General features: G+C 60.7%; 11 protein-coding genes. 2 read left to right on the top strand and 9 right to left on the bottom strand.

The features are described from left to right. Window positions 1-430: 430 nt before the first annotated feature. On the top strand, window positions 431-769 hold the full coding sequence (locus HMPREF3104_RS00060) for a helix-turn-helix domain-containing protein (protein ID WP_052205982.1): 339 nt from the start codon (window positions 431-433) through the stop codon (window positions 767-769). Beyond that, on the top strand, window positions 766-1,584 hold the full coding sequence (locus HMPREF3104_RS00055) for an ImmA/IrrE family metallo-endopeptidase (protein ID WP_070492961.1): 819 nt from the start codon (window positions 766-768) through the stop codon (window positions 1,582-1,584). Before HMPREF3104_RS00060 ends, HMPREF3104_RS00055 begins: the two co-directional genes overlap by 4 nt. Window positions 1,585-1,808: 224 nt before the next feature. Here HMPREF3104_RS00055 and HMPREF3104_RS12375 read toward each other — a convergent pair whose 3' ends face one another. The 9 genes from HMPREF3104_RS12375 to HMPREF3104_RS00010 form a co-directional block, all read right to left on the bottom strand. Beyond that, a complete protein-coding gene (locus HMPREF3104_RS12375) occupies window positions 1,809-2,045 on the bottom strand; it encodes a hypothetical protein (RefSeq protein WP_168156331.1) in 237 nt (78 codons plus the stop codon). A 133-nt stretch (window positions 2,046-2,178) separates the two neighbouring features. Further along, the gene (locus tag HMPREF3104_RS00045; protein ID WP_070492955.1) at window positions 2,179-4,701 is read right to left on the bottom strand and encodes a zinc metalloprotease; all 2,523 of its coding nucleotides are present in this window, start codon (window positions 4,699-4,701) and stop codon (window positions 2,179-2,181) included. An 18-nt stretch (window positions 4,702-4,719) separates the two neighbouring features. Next, a complete protein-coding gene (locus tag HMPREF3104_RS00040) occupies window positions 4,720-7,944 on the bottom strand; it encodes a Rib/alpha-like domain-containing protein (protein ID WP_141738056.1) in 3,225 nt (1,074 codons plus the stop codon). Between the two features lie 380 nt (window positions 7,945-8,324). Beyond that, window positions 8,325-8,690 carry a heat shock protein transcriptional repressor HspR gene (locus tag HMPREF3104_RS00035; protein WP_052205973.1) on the bottom strand — a complete coding sequence of 122 codons (366 nt, stop codon included), beginning with the start codon at window positions 8,688-8,690 and terminating at the stop codon, window positions 8,325-8,327. A 31-nt stretch (window positions 8,691-8,721) separates the two neighbouring features. Then, a complete protein-coding gene (gene dnaJ / locus HMPREF3104_RS00030; protein ID WP_070492949.1) occupies window positions 8,722-9,921 on the bottom strand; it encodes a molecular chaperone DnaJ in 1,200 nt (399 codons plus the stop codon). 106 nt (window positions 9,922-10,027) lie between these two features. Then, window positions 10,028-10,669: a nucleotide exchange factor GrpE gene (gene grpE / locus HMPREF3104_RS00025; protein WP_052205969.1), complete on the bottom strand. Its 642-nt coding sequence runs from the start codon at window positions 10,667-10,669 to the stop codon at window positions 10,028-10,030. Between the two features lie 45 nt (window positions 10,670-10,714). Further along, window positions 10,715-12,562 (bottom strand): molecular chaperone DnaK, encoded by a 1,848-nt coding sequence (gene dnaK / locus HMPREF3104_RS00020; RefSeq protein WP_070492946.1) that lies wholly within the window; start codon window positions 12,560-12,562, stop codon window positions 10,715-10,717. Window positions 12,563-12,763: 201 nt separating this feature from the next. Next, the gene (locus HMPREF3104_RS00015; protein ID WP_070492943.1) at window positions 12,764-13,561 is read right to left on the bottom strand and encodes a hypothetical protein; all 798 of its coding nucleotides are present in this window, start codon (window positions 13,559-13,561) and stop codon (window positions 12,764-12,766) included. Between the two features lie 130 nt (window positions 13,562-13,691). Then, complete coding sequence (locus HMPREF3104_RS00010) at window positions 13,692-15,212, bottom strand: acetaldehyde dehydrogenase ExaC (RefSeq protein WP_070492940.1); 1,521 nt, start codon at window positions 15,210-15,212, stop codon at window positions 13,692-13,694. Window positions 15,213-15,395 lie beyond the last annotated feature (183 nt).

Here is a 15,395-nt window from a genome sequence, read left to right as displayed (position 1 = left end):
TTGGTGCTGGGGTTGGGGTTGGTGCTGGGGTTGGTGCTGGGGTTGGTGCGGCGGCTGGCGCCGCGGCCGGCGCCGCGGCCGGCGCCGCTTAGCCGTTGCGCTGACAAAGTTGACGACGCCATTTTGCCAAAAAGCCTCTGACCTGCGCATTTAAAATCTAGGGTGCGTCCAAAATGTCACATTTGTCAGTGGTCCCGAAGGAATCCTGACAAAGTTGACGAGGCTATTTTGGCGACCTGGGCGTTTGCCGACCGGCAGCGGGCGCCCCGTCATCTTTGTCAGTGCTCCACTTTGTCGGCCAACGGCCCTGGGGCGGATCCTGAATTCTTTTGAGGAGACCTGGCACCTCGGGCAAAAAGAAGTACGACGGCAGCCTAACCGTCCGTGCCACAATCCGTATAGAATCAAAAACAAAGGCGGGTGATTCACAATGAAGCAAAACAATACATCCTTCGGCAGCCGGCTCACGCAAGCGCGAAAAGAAGTCGGAATGTCCCAGCGGGACCTTGCGCGTGTGAGTGGGATATCGCAGCCAACTATCCAACGCATCGAAACTGGCGCGCGGGAGCCTTCGCTCTTGCAGCTCTCGGCGCTTGCGTTTGGGTGCGGAGTAAGCGTTGATACCCTGCGCGGGTCAAGTCCACTACGTGAGGAAGTGCGCGTTGCCGGCCGCACAAATGACGCTGGCTCGGATGATTTAGCCGAATATCTTCTTTACGCGTTGGAGCTCTCACGCGAGCTAGACGAAATTGGGATTCCCAGACGATGAGAAGCAACGAAGTTATCGGCCGGGAAGCAGCCAACGCTTGCCGAAAAGAGTGGAAATTGGGTTTTACGCCCATCGGCAACCTTCCGAAGCTGATTGAAGATAGGTGCAAGGTCGGCGTCGCACTCATTCACACCGATTCCCCAGGCCATGGCATGACAATGCAGCTCGGCGACCACACCATCATGGCAGTCGGATGTACTCCACATCCGATGCGTCTGCAATCAACCCTCGCGCACGAACTCGGTCACCTTCGAATAGGTACGGTCAACCGTCAATTGGGATCCAAAGGGTGGGAAAAACGCAGTCCAGAAGAAATTCAGGCCGATAGTTTTGCTCGCCATTTTCTTCTCCCCACGGAGGCACTCAAAGGTTTTGGAAAGCAATCACGCGAATTGGAGCTTTCGAACCTTGTGCAGAACTTTCGCGTATCGCCTGCCATTGCTGCGATTCAGATGCGAGACTCGGGACTCATCGATGAACAGCTATGTATCGAATTCGGAACAATCTCAACGAAAACACTTGCCGCAAAATTCGGCTGGCTGTCCGAATACAACGCTCTAGCAGCCGCTTCTCTCACGCCACGACCACCACAAGCGCTCATGGCGCGGGCTGTTGAGGCATACCAATGGCGCCAGATTAGTGCTAGTGCGCTTGCACGCCTCCAAGGTGAAAAAGAAACCACACGCTTTGAAAAAGCCTTGGAGCAACAAGGGATTACGCCGTCGCCAATATCCACTTCGCCCGCCCGTCCAACTCCAGCAGATGGAGGATTGACGCCGGCCGAGATTGAAGTCCTCATGAATGGCGAAACGTAGTGCATATCCTCGACACTGGACCAATACTTAAGTTCCTGACTACAGATTGTGTGCCCCAACTCCTGCTAGCGCTGGGAAACAACCCCATTCATGTGCCCGAAGCTGTGGCGTACGAAGTGGTCGACACCCCAACGCGGCATACTCAGTTCGCAAGGGCAGCCGAGGTGTGGCCAAGGATCCCTGAGCGGTTCAAAGTGATTCTCCCTGATGCTCCGACCGATGAACTACGGGAACTGAGTCGGTCCGTCCTCAAAGCAGACTTCGACGACATGTACGCCCAAACCCGAGACCGCGGAGAGAACATGGCCATCCTCCACGCTGTTTCCCTTGCCAGGAAGGGCCGAACCGTACTTGTCATCTGCGACGAGGAAGAAGGAACTTCCACGATCCTTCGCGAAGCGAACAAACTGAAGCTGCAGCAAACCACTGGCCGCCACACTCCCGGTGGTCAGATCCACCATGCAGACACGATCACACTTCTGCGGTGGGCTATCGAAGGGGGCGGTTTTTCGTCTATCGACGCCTTTGTAAAGAAGTACAACGCCATGGCCTCCCTCGACTCCTCCCTACCGCGAGAGGTGAAAAAGACCGGACTTACAAAAAGCCCTCCATGGCCCCGACCATGACGTGGGTGGCAAGCCAGGAGCCAGCGGCGAGGGCGGCGCCGCCCAGCGTCATCAACACGCCAAGGATGATGGACACCACGGTCAAGGGCTTGGTCAAGGGTTCAGTCGCGGTACCAGCAGAGGAAGCGGCGGGTGTCACGGTGACGCCGTCGGCGTGGGTTGGCTGGACGGTGGTCACGCGCGGGACGGCTGGGATGCTGGTCAGCGGTGCAGCGCTCGGGCCGGAACCTGGACCAGCGCCGGGGCCAGAGTCAGCACCGGGACCGGGAGCGGCCGGCGGGCGGGTTGGCAGCGGCGCTGGAACAGCAGGGCCACCAGAAGCAGAATCACCAGCATCAGCATCAGAAGGCGCAACCTCGGTCAGGGCCGGCTTTAGCTTGCCCTCCACCACTGCGCGGACGGGGCCGGTGGCGTCTGAAGGTAGCTCCGCAACCACACGCTCAATCTCGTCCTTGGTGTAATCCAACACCGGGATGGACAGCGTTTGGTTGTACTGGACTTCGCCGTCCTGGTTAAACAGGGTGAATTCAACTGGCAGGGTGGGTTGGGGGTGGGCGGGGTTGGGGTTGACGGGGACGTCGATAAGCAACTTGCCCTCGCTGGCCGAAAGGCCGGCAACTGTGACCTTTTGTACCCAGCTTTGGTTGAGGTAGCGGGCCTCAAGCGTGAACTCGTGGGCGGCGGTGCCGTAGTTGCTGATCTCGGCGTGGACGACGTTGTTGCGGCTGGCGGTGAGGACGCCGTTGGGCTTCTCAGGGGTGTCTACAAGCCGGAAGCCGCCGGTGCCGTTCTGCGAGTCGGCGGCGAGTTTGATCAGGCCGCGGACCTCGTCCTCGGTTTTCTGCGGGATTTCAGGGGTGACCTGGCCAATCGCGCGACCCACGCGGCCGCCGGTCAGCGTCAGGTTCTCCCAGTCCGGGGCGATGCGGAACTCGCCCGGCGCGCACAGTTGGCCTGGGGGCGCGGTCTCGCAATACGCCGGCCAGGAGCCGCTGGTGGACCACGCATCTGTAAACCCGAAGTGGGAGAACTGATACAGGTAGTTCATCGTGGACTTGTAGCCCGGGATATAGTCGTAGCCGCGCGGGCGGTCGTTGAACTTGATGGAGCCGCTGTGGTCCAGCCCGAGGTTGTGGCCGAACTCATGAAGCATGGTGTTGCGCACCTGCTCGTCGCTACTGATGTCCTTGTACCAGGCCACGTAGAAGGCGCTGCCGGGCATCTGGCCGCGGCCGGAGGCGCCAATGCCGGGCGCCATCTGGTCCCCGATCACGCCGAGGCGGAAGACGGCGTCGCGGGAACCCAGCAGGTCATTGGTAAATGCGTTAAAGACGTGGCTGCTCCGCTTGTTTTCAAAGGGGTATTTGGCAAACGGGATTTCGCCGCCTTTGTAGGTATCGGCGTGGTAGGTGTGGTACCACTCGCCGGCGTCGATATGCAGGCGCACCCCACCGCGGTCGAACTCTTTGACCAGGTCATCCAGGATCTTTTTGGACGGCCGGTAGGCGTTCTTGTTCGCCGCCGCACACTCCGCCCAGTCGGTGAGCCCCTGGACGTTGACGGCGAAGCGGCCTTCAACCTTGCAGGCGTCTTGGTTGGTAAACTCCGGCACCATCCAGTTCAGCTGCAAAAACACGTCCTTTTTATCGGGCCCGGCACCCCATTTGTGCAGGTGTAACGCTTCCCCGCCGTCGGGGGTGAAGGAGCCGCGTTCCCATTCGTCGGGGATGCCGTCCCCATCGTGGTCCATGGAGATCGGCTGCGGGGTCACGCGCACGCGCACCTGCGCCTCGAACGTCTCGCCGGGTGCGACCTCACGCGCCCAGCGCGCACCCTGGATGTCCGCGCCACCAGCAGCACCCTGCACGCCGACACCGCTGCCGGGGATGGCTTCGCCGAAGCTATCGGAGAACCCGGAGCTGACGTGCCCTTCGTTTGGGCTAAACGCAATGTCATAGCCCGGCGCGGCGGAGCGTGCGGTGATCGTGCCGTTGTCATACTCGCCCACGAACTCGGTGCCGGCGCTAAAGGAGCGGTGGCGCATGTCCGCCCGCACCCACTTCGCGCTGCTGGTGGTGTTCGTTGCGCTTTGGGTGACCACCACGGTGTCGCCGTGCAGCTCTACGGTGCGGGTGACTGTGATGCCGGTGGTGGCGTCCGTGGACACCATGGTCACGGTGTTGCCCACCCGGTTGACGGTTGCGCCGTCCTGATACTGCGGCTTGCCGCCGATCCACATCCGCGTTTGCACACGCGAGTCAAACACGCCGGCCATGCTCAGCGGCGCGTCCCACGTAAACTCCAGCTCATTGCCAAAATCGGTTGTGCTGAGCACGGCGGCGCGCAGCACATCGTCCTCACTGTCGCGCGCGTAGGTTGCCGTTGTGCCACTGATGGTTGTTGCGGCTTGAGCATGCGTATCGACGCCCACGCCAACCCCCACCAACGCCCCCACCACACCAAGTGCAAGCACAGTTTTTGGAATACGCATGACTACCGTTTCGCCTTCCTAGAAATTGAGCCCGGACTGTGTAACAAACGCGTACGCGCCGCCCGCCACCAAGGCGAGCAGGCCAAGGACGATCGGCAAGATGGTCGCAGCGCTGGAAAGTGCCGGTTTTGGTGCAGGCTTTTGCGCGGGCGCGACCTTTACGGTGATGGTCACCGTGTTTGTAGACCCATCCGCGTAGATCACGTTCACCGGGAACTGGCGCTGCTCGCCCACCGGAACAGACGCCGGGATGGTTGCCGTGAACACGCCCGCCGACGTCATCCGGGCGCCCCATTCGGTGCTCTGCAGATCAAACGTGGTGATTTCGGCTCCCGCGGGACGCGTGATCGCCCCGACAGCTTTGGCGCCGGCTGGGTGGGTGAGGGTGAGGGGGTTAAGCGTTTCGTCGTCACGCAAATGCTCATTGCCTTGCGATGTCTTGACGGTGAGTAGTGCGGTGATGGTTTCGCGGCTGCCGTCGTTGTAACGAACGGCGACCTTGATGCTGCGGGGGCCGGGCAGTGCGGTCGGGTCCGCGTGGGCGGTGAGTGTGCCCTGCTTGTCGACGCTCAACGACACACCATCTACCCCCTCAACCAGCGAAAACGTTGCCGGGACCTGGGAGTCCAACGGCATGCGCACGCGTGCGCCGGCGTTGACCGTGGCTGCTGTGTAGGACGGGTTGTACTGGCTGCGCTGGCTTGCCGTGGCTGTCGCCTCAACCGCAACCACCGCCTGGGAGGTATCCGGCAAGGACACCACCACCGGGATGCGCACCTTGGTGTTCGGCACAACCTCGGGGCGAGGCTGCACGCGCAACGCGCCGGAGTCCTTGTTGACCTCGACGTCCCAGTGCTCATCTGTGAACTCGGCGCCGACGCCGAAGGTTGTTTCCTTCGGAAGCTCTTCAAACGCCTTCGGCAACACCGGCTCCACCGAGCCCTCATGCACCGGATCCAGCTCCACGGTGAGATCCCGCAGCGCGCGTGCCATGGACTCCACCTCAAACTCGGCGCTTATCGCCTCTACAGAATCATCGGCGTAAGCCACCTGCAGCGCCACGGTGTAAACCGTTGCCGGCGCCGCATCCTGGGGCACCGTTACGCACACCGTGTTGTCGTTGCCAAGCGTGACCGTTTGCACGCCGCCATTGCTAGTCACCGTCACCGAGGCGTCCTTGGGCAGGTCCTTCGGTGCGGCACTGCAGGTCAACGCGCCAGGTTCAACGATGGTGCGCTCGTACGTTGGCTGATAACGCTCACTATCCGTCACCGGATCAGCAACACCAATCACGGTTTCGATCTTGCGGTGGGAGCCGTCGTTGAAAAACGCAAGCGTACCAAAGCGAAGAGGCTCCGGATCCTGTGGTGCTGTGGCGCGCAGGTCACCCGTGAACTCATCAACCACCACCCGCCAACCGTTGAGCGTGTTGTGCTCCTTATCCGGCAGGAACTGCACAATCTGATCGCGCGGGTTGAAGCGCTCGCCGATGCGGCGCACCGACACCGTCTGGCCCGGGCGAGCCTTCCTACCCTGCTCATAATCCACAAACGCGGTCTCATTCAGCGGACGTGCGATCACCGTAAACGGCGCAATAGCCGTTGAGGTGGTCTTATCCGGATACGTCACCAACACCTCAACGTTGATGGTCTCACCTACCCTCGCCCACGGCTGCGGCGTAAACCGCACCACCTCATTACCGCCTGCGTCCGTGGTGATCTCCGCGCCGGGCGTGGACGTCAACAACGTCGTACCCTCCGGCAGCGGCTGGTTGCTGAAACGCTCACCGTTTCTTGTCATCGTTGCAAACGGCGGCACCGAAACCGCCGTCTGACCTGGGCGCACGTACGCCGGCTTAAACGAGGTTTCAAACGCATCTGTGTACGGACCATCCGGTGCGGCCGGCGGCTCATAGGGCGCATCAGGACCACCGGGAACGGGCAGCGGCTGCTCCTCCGTCTCAATAATGATGGACGTTGCCGCAACCTCACGCCCAGTGATCTTCGTGATCAACACCGCCGTGAACACATCACCACGGTTCACGTTCTCCGGCACCTTGTACGCAACATTGCCAAACGCATCCAACGACGGCACCGGCGCACTGCCCGACACCTGCAAACCGTTGAGGTACCAAATCTCCCGCACCCCCTCGTGCGGAAGGTTGCCGACGCCCTCCAGCTGCACCGCATCACCCGGGCGCGCCGGGGCGTCAGTCATGTTGAAGCCCTGCTCTTGGTCCGCAACCTTGGCGCGAATCTGCAGATCCACCACCACCGGCAAGGCGAAATCAACGCTGTTTTCCTCCACGGCTTCAAACTGCGGCGTTTGCCACTTCCCCATCGCCGGCACCTGCTTGCCATGCGGATCCTCAACGTAGGCATAGAGCAGGTTTGCGTCAGCGTCTTGAGCGTCCTGCGGCAGGCGCACGGTGTAGCGGCCTTGGACAATCGGTGCCGATACGGTGGTTAAGATTGCCTCTGGGTTCTGTTCCAGGATGCGCTTGGTGGACGCAGGGTCATTTCCAACCTTGTCCTTCCAGGCCGGATCCAGCACGGAGACCACCACCCGGTAGTCATCCAGCGCCGCGGTACCGCCACGACCATCGGTGCCAAAGGCCACCGTGCCGTGCAGCCAGTTGGTTTGGGCCTGTCCCTTGTGAGGACCAGCGTTGTCCTCAACCCAATGATCACGGGGTTTTACCATGTAGCCCGCATCAGGGACTTCATACGTGCGCACGTGCAGCGGCCCAACATGGGACCCCGCCGTTACCCCGGGCTTGCCCGGCTCCACACGGACCCACTCACCAAAACCAAAGTCAGCCCCCTCGGCGTACGGCAGGAGCCGGTTGTTTGTTTGCGCCCCCTCTAACTCCCCAAACCACACCCTGAAACGCTGGCCCTCTTTCGAGGTAAACACACGTTTCTTATTCACGCGGTCCACAAACCCACCGCTGGTATCAAAGGCGAAACGGGTCTGATCCCCCTCACGCTTCATCTCAGTGCGGTACACGGGTGAGACCGCACCGTCCCTATCCATCCACTGGAAATAAACCTGGGTGCCTTCAGGGATTTCGTTGCTTTGCGCGAAGCCTGCGATGCTGGTGTCCGTTTCAGCGTTGGCTACTGGGAGAAACGGTGAAGGAGCAGGTAAAGAACCAGGTAAAGGAGCAACCGCCTGCACGCCCGTTATCGCAAGCGCGGCAGCAACCACTGCTGCGCCGAAGCCACGCTGGCCTCGCCCCATCTTCACTCCTCAAGCCCCAGCCCTTCGCCGGCTCTTCCCCACCGACCACTAAGAGACGGCTGGAAGAACCTCCAAAGAAACCGGAAAGAACACTAAAAGTTATCTAATCAACGCTAACCTTAGTAGCTTCCGGAGGGACGGCGCCAACCAACATCCGAGCAAACGCCTGGGCGACTCCCTGACAAAGTTGACGACGCTATTTTGCCGACCTGGGCGTTTGCCGAAGGCACTAAGGGCCGCCCGTCGAATTTGTCAGCCGGGGCCATCGCGGGGATGCAACAATTCCGGGAGCACGTGCCGCCGCCTGGGCGTTTAGGGTCCGGAATGCAGTAATCGGCGGATTACTGCATCGTCAGGAGCCACTGAGCGGCTGGTGTTCTTTAGCGGCGGCGTCGTGAAGCAAAAGGCTCCCATGCCACGATCGCTGTGGAGCGCGGCACGTGGACGAGTTCGCCGCGGGAGCGCCTGGACGCGGAACGCTCCTGCTCAAGCTCGGCCTGCAACGATTCGATCTGCTCGGTCAGCTCAATGATCGTCTTGATGCCGGCCAGGTTCACGCCCTCCTCCTGGGAGAGGTACTGCACGCGTCGCAACAGAGCGATGTCGCGCGCGGAGTACCTGCGGCCGCCACCGGAGGTGCGCTGCGGCGTGACCAACCCCATGCGGTCATAGGTGCGCAGGGTTTGGGCGTGCATTCCGGTCAGCTCAGCGGCGACGGAAATTGCGTAGAACTGCTCCTTTGCCATGTGTCTTCACCTCCTAAAACTCCTAAAACTCCTAGACTGCCCCGGCCCACCCGGCGCGCGGGTCAAAGCCGGAGTCTTTCTCAGCCTGGGCGTAGGTGCGAAGTGCGCTCATGGCGCCGGCGTCCAAATCGCCGGAGCGGGGCACGGCTACTTCCACGGTCACCAGCAGGTCGCCAGCGCCGGATTTCCGAGCAACGCCGCGGCCCTTCACGCGCAGCGTCCTGCCGTTCGGGGTGCCGGCGGGAATCTTCACGCGCACTGGTTTGTCCAGCGTCGGTACCGCCACGGTCCCGCCAAGCGCGAGCTCGGTGAAGGACACCGGCACGGTGACTTCCAGGTCGTCGCCGTTGCGGGTGAACACCTTGTCCGGGCGCACGTGCACGGTGACAAACAGGTCGCCGGAGGGCTTGCCGTTCGGGCCGGCTTCGCCTTGGCCGGCAAGGCGTACCTTCTGGCCGTCCTCAACACCTGCGGGGATACGCACGGTGATCGAACGGGTGCGGCGCACGGTGCCGGTGCCGTTACACGTGGTGCACGGGTCTTCGATTGCTTCGCCGGTGCCGTTGCAGTTGCTGCATGGGCGTGCCATGCCGAACGCGCCGGAGTTTTCCCGCACGTAGCCGGACCCGTTGCACACGCCACAGGTGTGTGTCTTGCCGGATTTGGAGCCGGAGCCGTGGCAGGTGGTACACGGTGCGTCGCCAGTCAGCTCAACCGGGAAGGTTGTGCCTTTGGCTGCCTCGCGGAAATCAATGGTTATTTCCGTTTCAACGTCGGCCCCCCGCGACGGCCGAGCGCTCCTGCCAGCACCGCCGCCGCGGTTAAAGAAGCCACCGAGGATATCACCAAGGCCGCCGTCTCCAGCTTGTCCACCAGCCCCGCCGAAGATGTCTCCGAGGTCGAAGTCTGCGCCGTCGAAGTTTGACGTCGACGTCGTGCGAAACCCGCCCGGGAACCCGGAACCACCTCCAAACCGGCCGAAGCCGCCTGTGCCAACCATTGATTTGAACTGGTCGTACTCTTTGCGTTTGGTTTCATCACCAACCACGTCATATGCCTCGGCGACTCGTTTGAATTTCTCCTCAGCCGCCTTGTTGCCCGGGTTGGAATCTGGGTGGTTCTCGCGCGCGAGTTTGCGGTATGCCTTCTTAATGTCGGCCGCCGACGCGCTGGAGCTCACGCCCAGGTCACCGTAGTAATCCTTGTTTGCCCATTCCTGTTGCATTGCCATAGCCCTCCTCCTTTCTTTCTCTTTCCTGTTTTAAAAAAGCCGGGGCAAGCGTTCGCCGCTCGCTCCCGGCTTTGGGGCCATCATGCTTATCGACGCCCTACGCCACCTACTCCGACGCCCCCACCGGATCAGCCGGTGCAGCCGGGTCGCCGATGATCACCATGGCGTTGCGTACGAGTGTGCCGCCGAGCGTGTAGCCCTTGCGCAGCACCGAGGCGATGACCTTCTCATCACCTTCGGAAAGGTCTTGAACAGCCTCGTGTACTTCCGGGTCGAACGCTTCGCCTTCAGCGCCGAACGCCTTCAGGCTCTGGCCTTCAAGCGTGCTACGCAGCTTGTCACCAAATGCCTTGAGCGGGCCTTCGGCCATGTCGCCGTGCTGCTCTGCCAAGTCCAGGTCATCCAGGATCGGCAGCATCTTCTCGGCGAACTTTGCCTTGGTCAGTTCCGCGATCTGGGTGCGCTCGCGTTCCGTGCGACGACGGTAGTTTGCGTACTCCGCACTCACACGCTGCAGGGACTCGGTGCGCTCAGCCAGCTGGAGCTCAACGTCGCTCACCGTGCCGTCACCGTCAGCGTCCGGGTCAACCGGGTCTACGTCTACCTCAGCGTCAGCGTCTGCTGCGTCAGCGAGTTCCGCTTCAAACGCTTCGGCTTCCGCCTGGTCCGGGGACACGAACTGCTCGTCCGTGTTCTCCGGCGCGCCCGGATCATCCGGCATCTGCGGATTCACGTTGGGTTCAGTCATAGCTTCTCGCGTCCTTTACTTACCTGTCGTGCCTACCTGTCGTCCCTACTTGTTGTCTTCAGTCGGTGCGTCTGCGTCGTCCTCAACAACCTCGGCGTCAACCACGTTGTCATCAGCGTTGGCGCCAGCCTCACCAGCGGTTGCGCCGGCGTTTGCCTCAGCCTCGTAGAGTGCCTTGCCCAGCTCCTGGGACTCAGTGTTGAGCTTCTCCACAGCGGACTTGATGGCATCCAGGTCGTCGCCCTTCAACGCTTCATCCACAGCGTCTGCTGCCTCAGCCACGCGGGTACGGATGTCTTCCGGCAGCTTGTCGGTGTTCTCATCCATGAACTTGCGGGTCTGGTAAGCAGCGGTCTCCGCGTTGTTGCGGGTCTCCTGCTCTTCACGACGCTTCTTGTCCTCATCAGCGTGCGTCTCCGCATCCTTGATCATGCGGTCGATCTCCTCCTGGGACAGGCCAGAGCCGTCCTGGATCTTGATCGTGTTCTCCTTGCCGGTGGCCTTGTCCTTAGCGGACACGGACACGATGCCGTTAGCGTCGATGTCAAAGGTGACCTCGATCTGCGGCACGCCACGCGGAGCCGGAGCGATACCTGCCAGCTCGAAGGAGCCGAGCAGCTTGTTGGCAGCAGCCATCTCGCGCTCACCCTGGAAGACCTGGATCTGCACGCTCGGCTGGTTGTCCTCAGCCGTGGTGAAGGTCTCAGAACGCTTCGTCGGGATGGTGGTGTTGCGCTCGATCAGCTTGGTCATCACACCGCCCTTGGTTTCGATGCCCAGGGACAGCGGGGTGACGTCGAGAAGCAGCACGTCCTTCACGTCGCCACGAAGCACACCAGCCTGCAGAGCAGCACCCAGAGCCACAACCTCATCCGGGTTAACGGACTTGTTCGGCTCCTTGCCAGTCATCTCCTTGACCAGGTCGGTCACTGCCGGCATACGGGTGGAGCCACCAACCAGCACAACGTGGTCGATGTCGGAAAGCGACAGGCCAGCGTCCTTAATCACCTGGTTGAACGGAGCTTTCGTGCGATCCAGCAGGTCAGAGGTGATCTTCTGGAACTCCGTACGGGTCAGTGTCTCGTCCAGGAACAGCGGGTTCTTCTCAGCGTCAACCGTGATGTACGGCAGGTTGATGGATGCCTGCTGTGCAGACGACAGCTCAATCTTGGCCTTCTCCGCAGCCTCACGCAGACGCTGCATAGCCATCTTGTCCTTGGACAGGTCCACGCCGTTCTGGGACTTGAACTTGTCTACCAGCCACTCAACGACGCGGTTATCCCAGTCGTCACCACCCAGCTCGTTGTCACCAGCGGTTGCGAGTACCTCAACAACACCGTCGCCGATCTCCAGCAGGGAGACGTCGAAGGTACCGCCACCCAGGTCGAAGACCAGGATGGTCTGCTCACTATCAGCCTTCTCAAGGCCGTAAGCCAGTGCAGCCGCGGTCGGCTCGTTCACAATACGCAGCACGTTCAGGCCTGCGATCTGGCCAGCCTCCTTGGTGGCCTGGCGCTGAGCGTCCTCGAAGTAAGCCGGGACGGTAATTACCGCATCAGTAACATCTTCACCCAGGTAAGCCTCAGCGTCCCTCTTCAGCTTCTGCAGCGTACGAGCGGAAATCTCCTGCGGGGTGTACTTCTTGCCGTCAATGTCTACGGTCCAGTCATCGCCCATGTGGCGCTTGACGGAGCGGATGGTGCGGTCAACGTTGGTCACCGCCTGGTTCTTTGCGGACTGGCCAACCAGCACCTCGCCGTTCTTCGCAAAAGCAACAACCGACGGGGTCGTGCGGGACCCTTCCGCGTTTGCAATAACTACCGGCTCGCCGCCCTCAAGGACAGAGACAACCGAGTTCGTCGTACCAAGGTCAATACCTACTGCACGTGCCATGAAATTTTTCCTCCTGTGTATGTGGGTTTGTTAGTAAGTTGAAGCTCCTCGACTCAACTTCACGGCCGCCACTGTAGCAGAAGCCTCACTGAGGTTGAGCCTGTCGCGCTCAATCCTTACAACGGCACATACACAAAAGTTGTTCCCACTCGACTCAACTTTTCTTGTTTCGGCAGGTCAGAGCAGGTTGCTTGCCGACGCCTAACGCTGCCAACCAGCCAACACATCGTCGATAAGCGGACGCGCGGCAACACCCAAGCCGAACAGCGCCAGGAGTCCAAGTACCGCACCCGCGATCCCAAGGCCCATAACCTGGCCCGTTGTCATGGAGCTTCCCGCCATCACCGTGCCGCTGCCAGACTTGCCATCGGCACACGTTGACAACGCCTTGCCGTAGGACAGAATCGGCCCAGCGAACTCCGGCGCGTATTCCTTTGCCAAGTTAATGATCTGCTCACGGACATCACCGACACTGCCGCCGAAGAGGATGCCGCCGATCGTGCCACCGGCCGCCGACTCGAGGTCCACGCCATACAGCGGGCCTTGGTCATACGCCTCTTTCTGGCTGACCGTGATGGTCTGCGCGGAAATCACTTCTTTCTTCGACGCATTGATGAAGCCGATCATGCGCCAGTACTTATCTTTTTGACTGCCTACGGCAAGTTTTAGTTGCGCGGCGGAGACCTCCGGCTCCTTGATCGGCCGATGTTCGCTGGCTTCCTTCACATCCTCGCGCTGACCAAATTCCCACACGATCTTGGCCTGCTGCTTCGCCTCATCGCCCTCGAAGCTGTCACGAACCTGCTCACCTAAGCGAGCAAAGAGCGTGGAGTACGCATCGTTCACTCGCTCTTTGTCTGTGTCCGTGAACGTGATGGTGCACTGCTTGGTGGCAGCGTCGTATGTAGTCTCGTACGCCTGCGCCTGCGGGGCGGCAATAATCAGGGAGGTAGCAGTAGCTGCTGCCACGGCGGTGGCAGTAAAACGTGAGATACGCATTAGTGATTCCTTTTGCTCAGGAAACAATCAAGACTTCACCGAAAACTAACACGTTCAGGCCATCCAGTACAGGGTTTTGCGTAAGTAAATTTGTTGCGCCCATTTCGGTGTGAGCGCAACAGCAACCGGATTAGAACAGGCCGGTCTCGTTCTCAGAGTAGGAAACCAGCAGGTTCTTGGTCTGCTGGTAGTGCGCCAGCATCATCAGGTGGGTCTCGCGGCCAATGCCCGACTTCTTGTAGCCACCGAACGCCGCGTGGGCGGGGTACTGGTGGTACTGGTTCACCCACACACGGCCAGCCTGGATCGCACGACCAGCGCGGTACGCCGTGTTTGCAGAGCGAGTCCACACACCAGCACCAAGGCCATACTCGGTGTCATTGGCAATGCGGATGGCGTCGTCGTAATCCTTGAACGTGGTCACGGACATCACCGGACCGAAGATCTCCTCCTGGAACACGCGCATGTCATTGGTGCCCTTAAACACTGTCGGCTCAATGTACAGACCGTTTTCCAGGCCCGGGATCGAGTTCACCCCACCACCAATGAGCACCTCAGCGCCCTCCTTCGGGCCAAGCTCAAGGTAGGACTTAATCTTGTCCATCTGCTCCTGGGAAGCCTGGGCCCCCATCATCACATCCGTGTCCAAGGGGTTACCGGTCTTGATGCGCTTGACGCGCTCAACGCCCAGCTCCAAGAACTCATCCGCAATGGACTCATGCACCAACGCACGCGAAGGACAGGTGCACACCTCACCCTGGTTGAGTGCGAACATGGCGAAACCTTCGATGGCCTTGTTCCTAAAGTCATCATCCCGGTCCATGACGTCCGCAAAGTAGAGGGAAGGCGACTTGCCACCAAGCTCCAGCGTGACCGGGATAATCTTGTCGGCCGCGGCCTTGTTGATGATCTTGCCAACCTCGGTGGAGCCGGTGAACGCGATCTTGTTAATCCGATCCGAGCCGGACAGTGCCGCGCCCGCCTCATCGCCGTAACCGTTGACAATGTTCAACACGCCCGGCGGGATCAGGTCTCCCACAAGATCCATCAAGTACAGGATGGACGCCGGCGTTTGCTCAGCAGGCTTCAACACAATCGCGTTGCCAGCCGCCAGTGCCGGGGCGATCTTCCATGCGGCCATCAGCAGCGGGAAGTTCCACGGGATGATCTGGCCCACCACACCAAGCGGCTCGTGGAAGTGGTACGCCACTGTGTCGTCGTCAATCTGGCTAAGGCGGCCCTCCTGCGCGCGGAGCGCACCTGCGTAGTAGCGGAAGTGATCAATGGCCAACGGGATATCCGCGGCGAGGGTTTCACGAACCGCCTTGCCGTTCTCCCAGGTCTCCGCCACCGCGATCTCTTCGAGGTGCTCCTCCATCCGGTCAGCGATCCTCAGCAGCACCAGCGAGCGCTCCTGCACGCTGGTCACGCCCCATTTGGGCGCGGCCTTCTTCGCTGCGTCAATAGCAAGGTTGATGTCCGCTTCGCGGCCGCGTGCGACCTGACAAAAGACCTCACCGGTCACAGGGGTGACGTTGTCAAAGTATTCCCCCGCGACCGGAGCGACCCAGTCGCCGCCGATGTAGTTTTCATAGCGCTTGCGGAACTTGACATTCGATTCCGGGGTTCCAGGGTTGGGGTAAACAGTCACGGGAGAACTCCTTTACATCTCACAGAAACTCACGAAAGTGGTGTGGCACACACTATAGCGATAGTGAGCTGTATGCCACATTGCTGTTTCCTGTCAAGATCCTGCATATGGAGATCCCCTGCCGGCAGAGCCGGAAACATGAACCGCCATTCGAACGGTTGTTTGGCATTTTCTTATCGACGG

It is taken from the genome of Corynebacterium sp. HMSC30G07, assembly GCF_001806945.1.
Taxonomy (GTDB): domain Bacteria; phylum Actinomycetota; class Actinomycetes; order Mycobacteriales; family Mycobacteriaceae; genus Corynebacterium; species Corynebacterium riegelii.
This window is presented reverse-complemented; position numbering and strand designations above follow the sequence as displayed.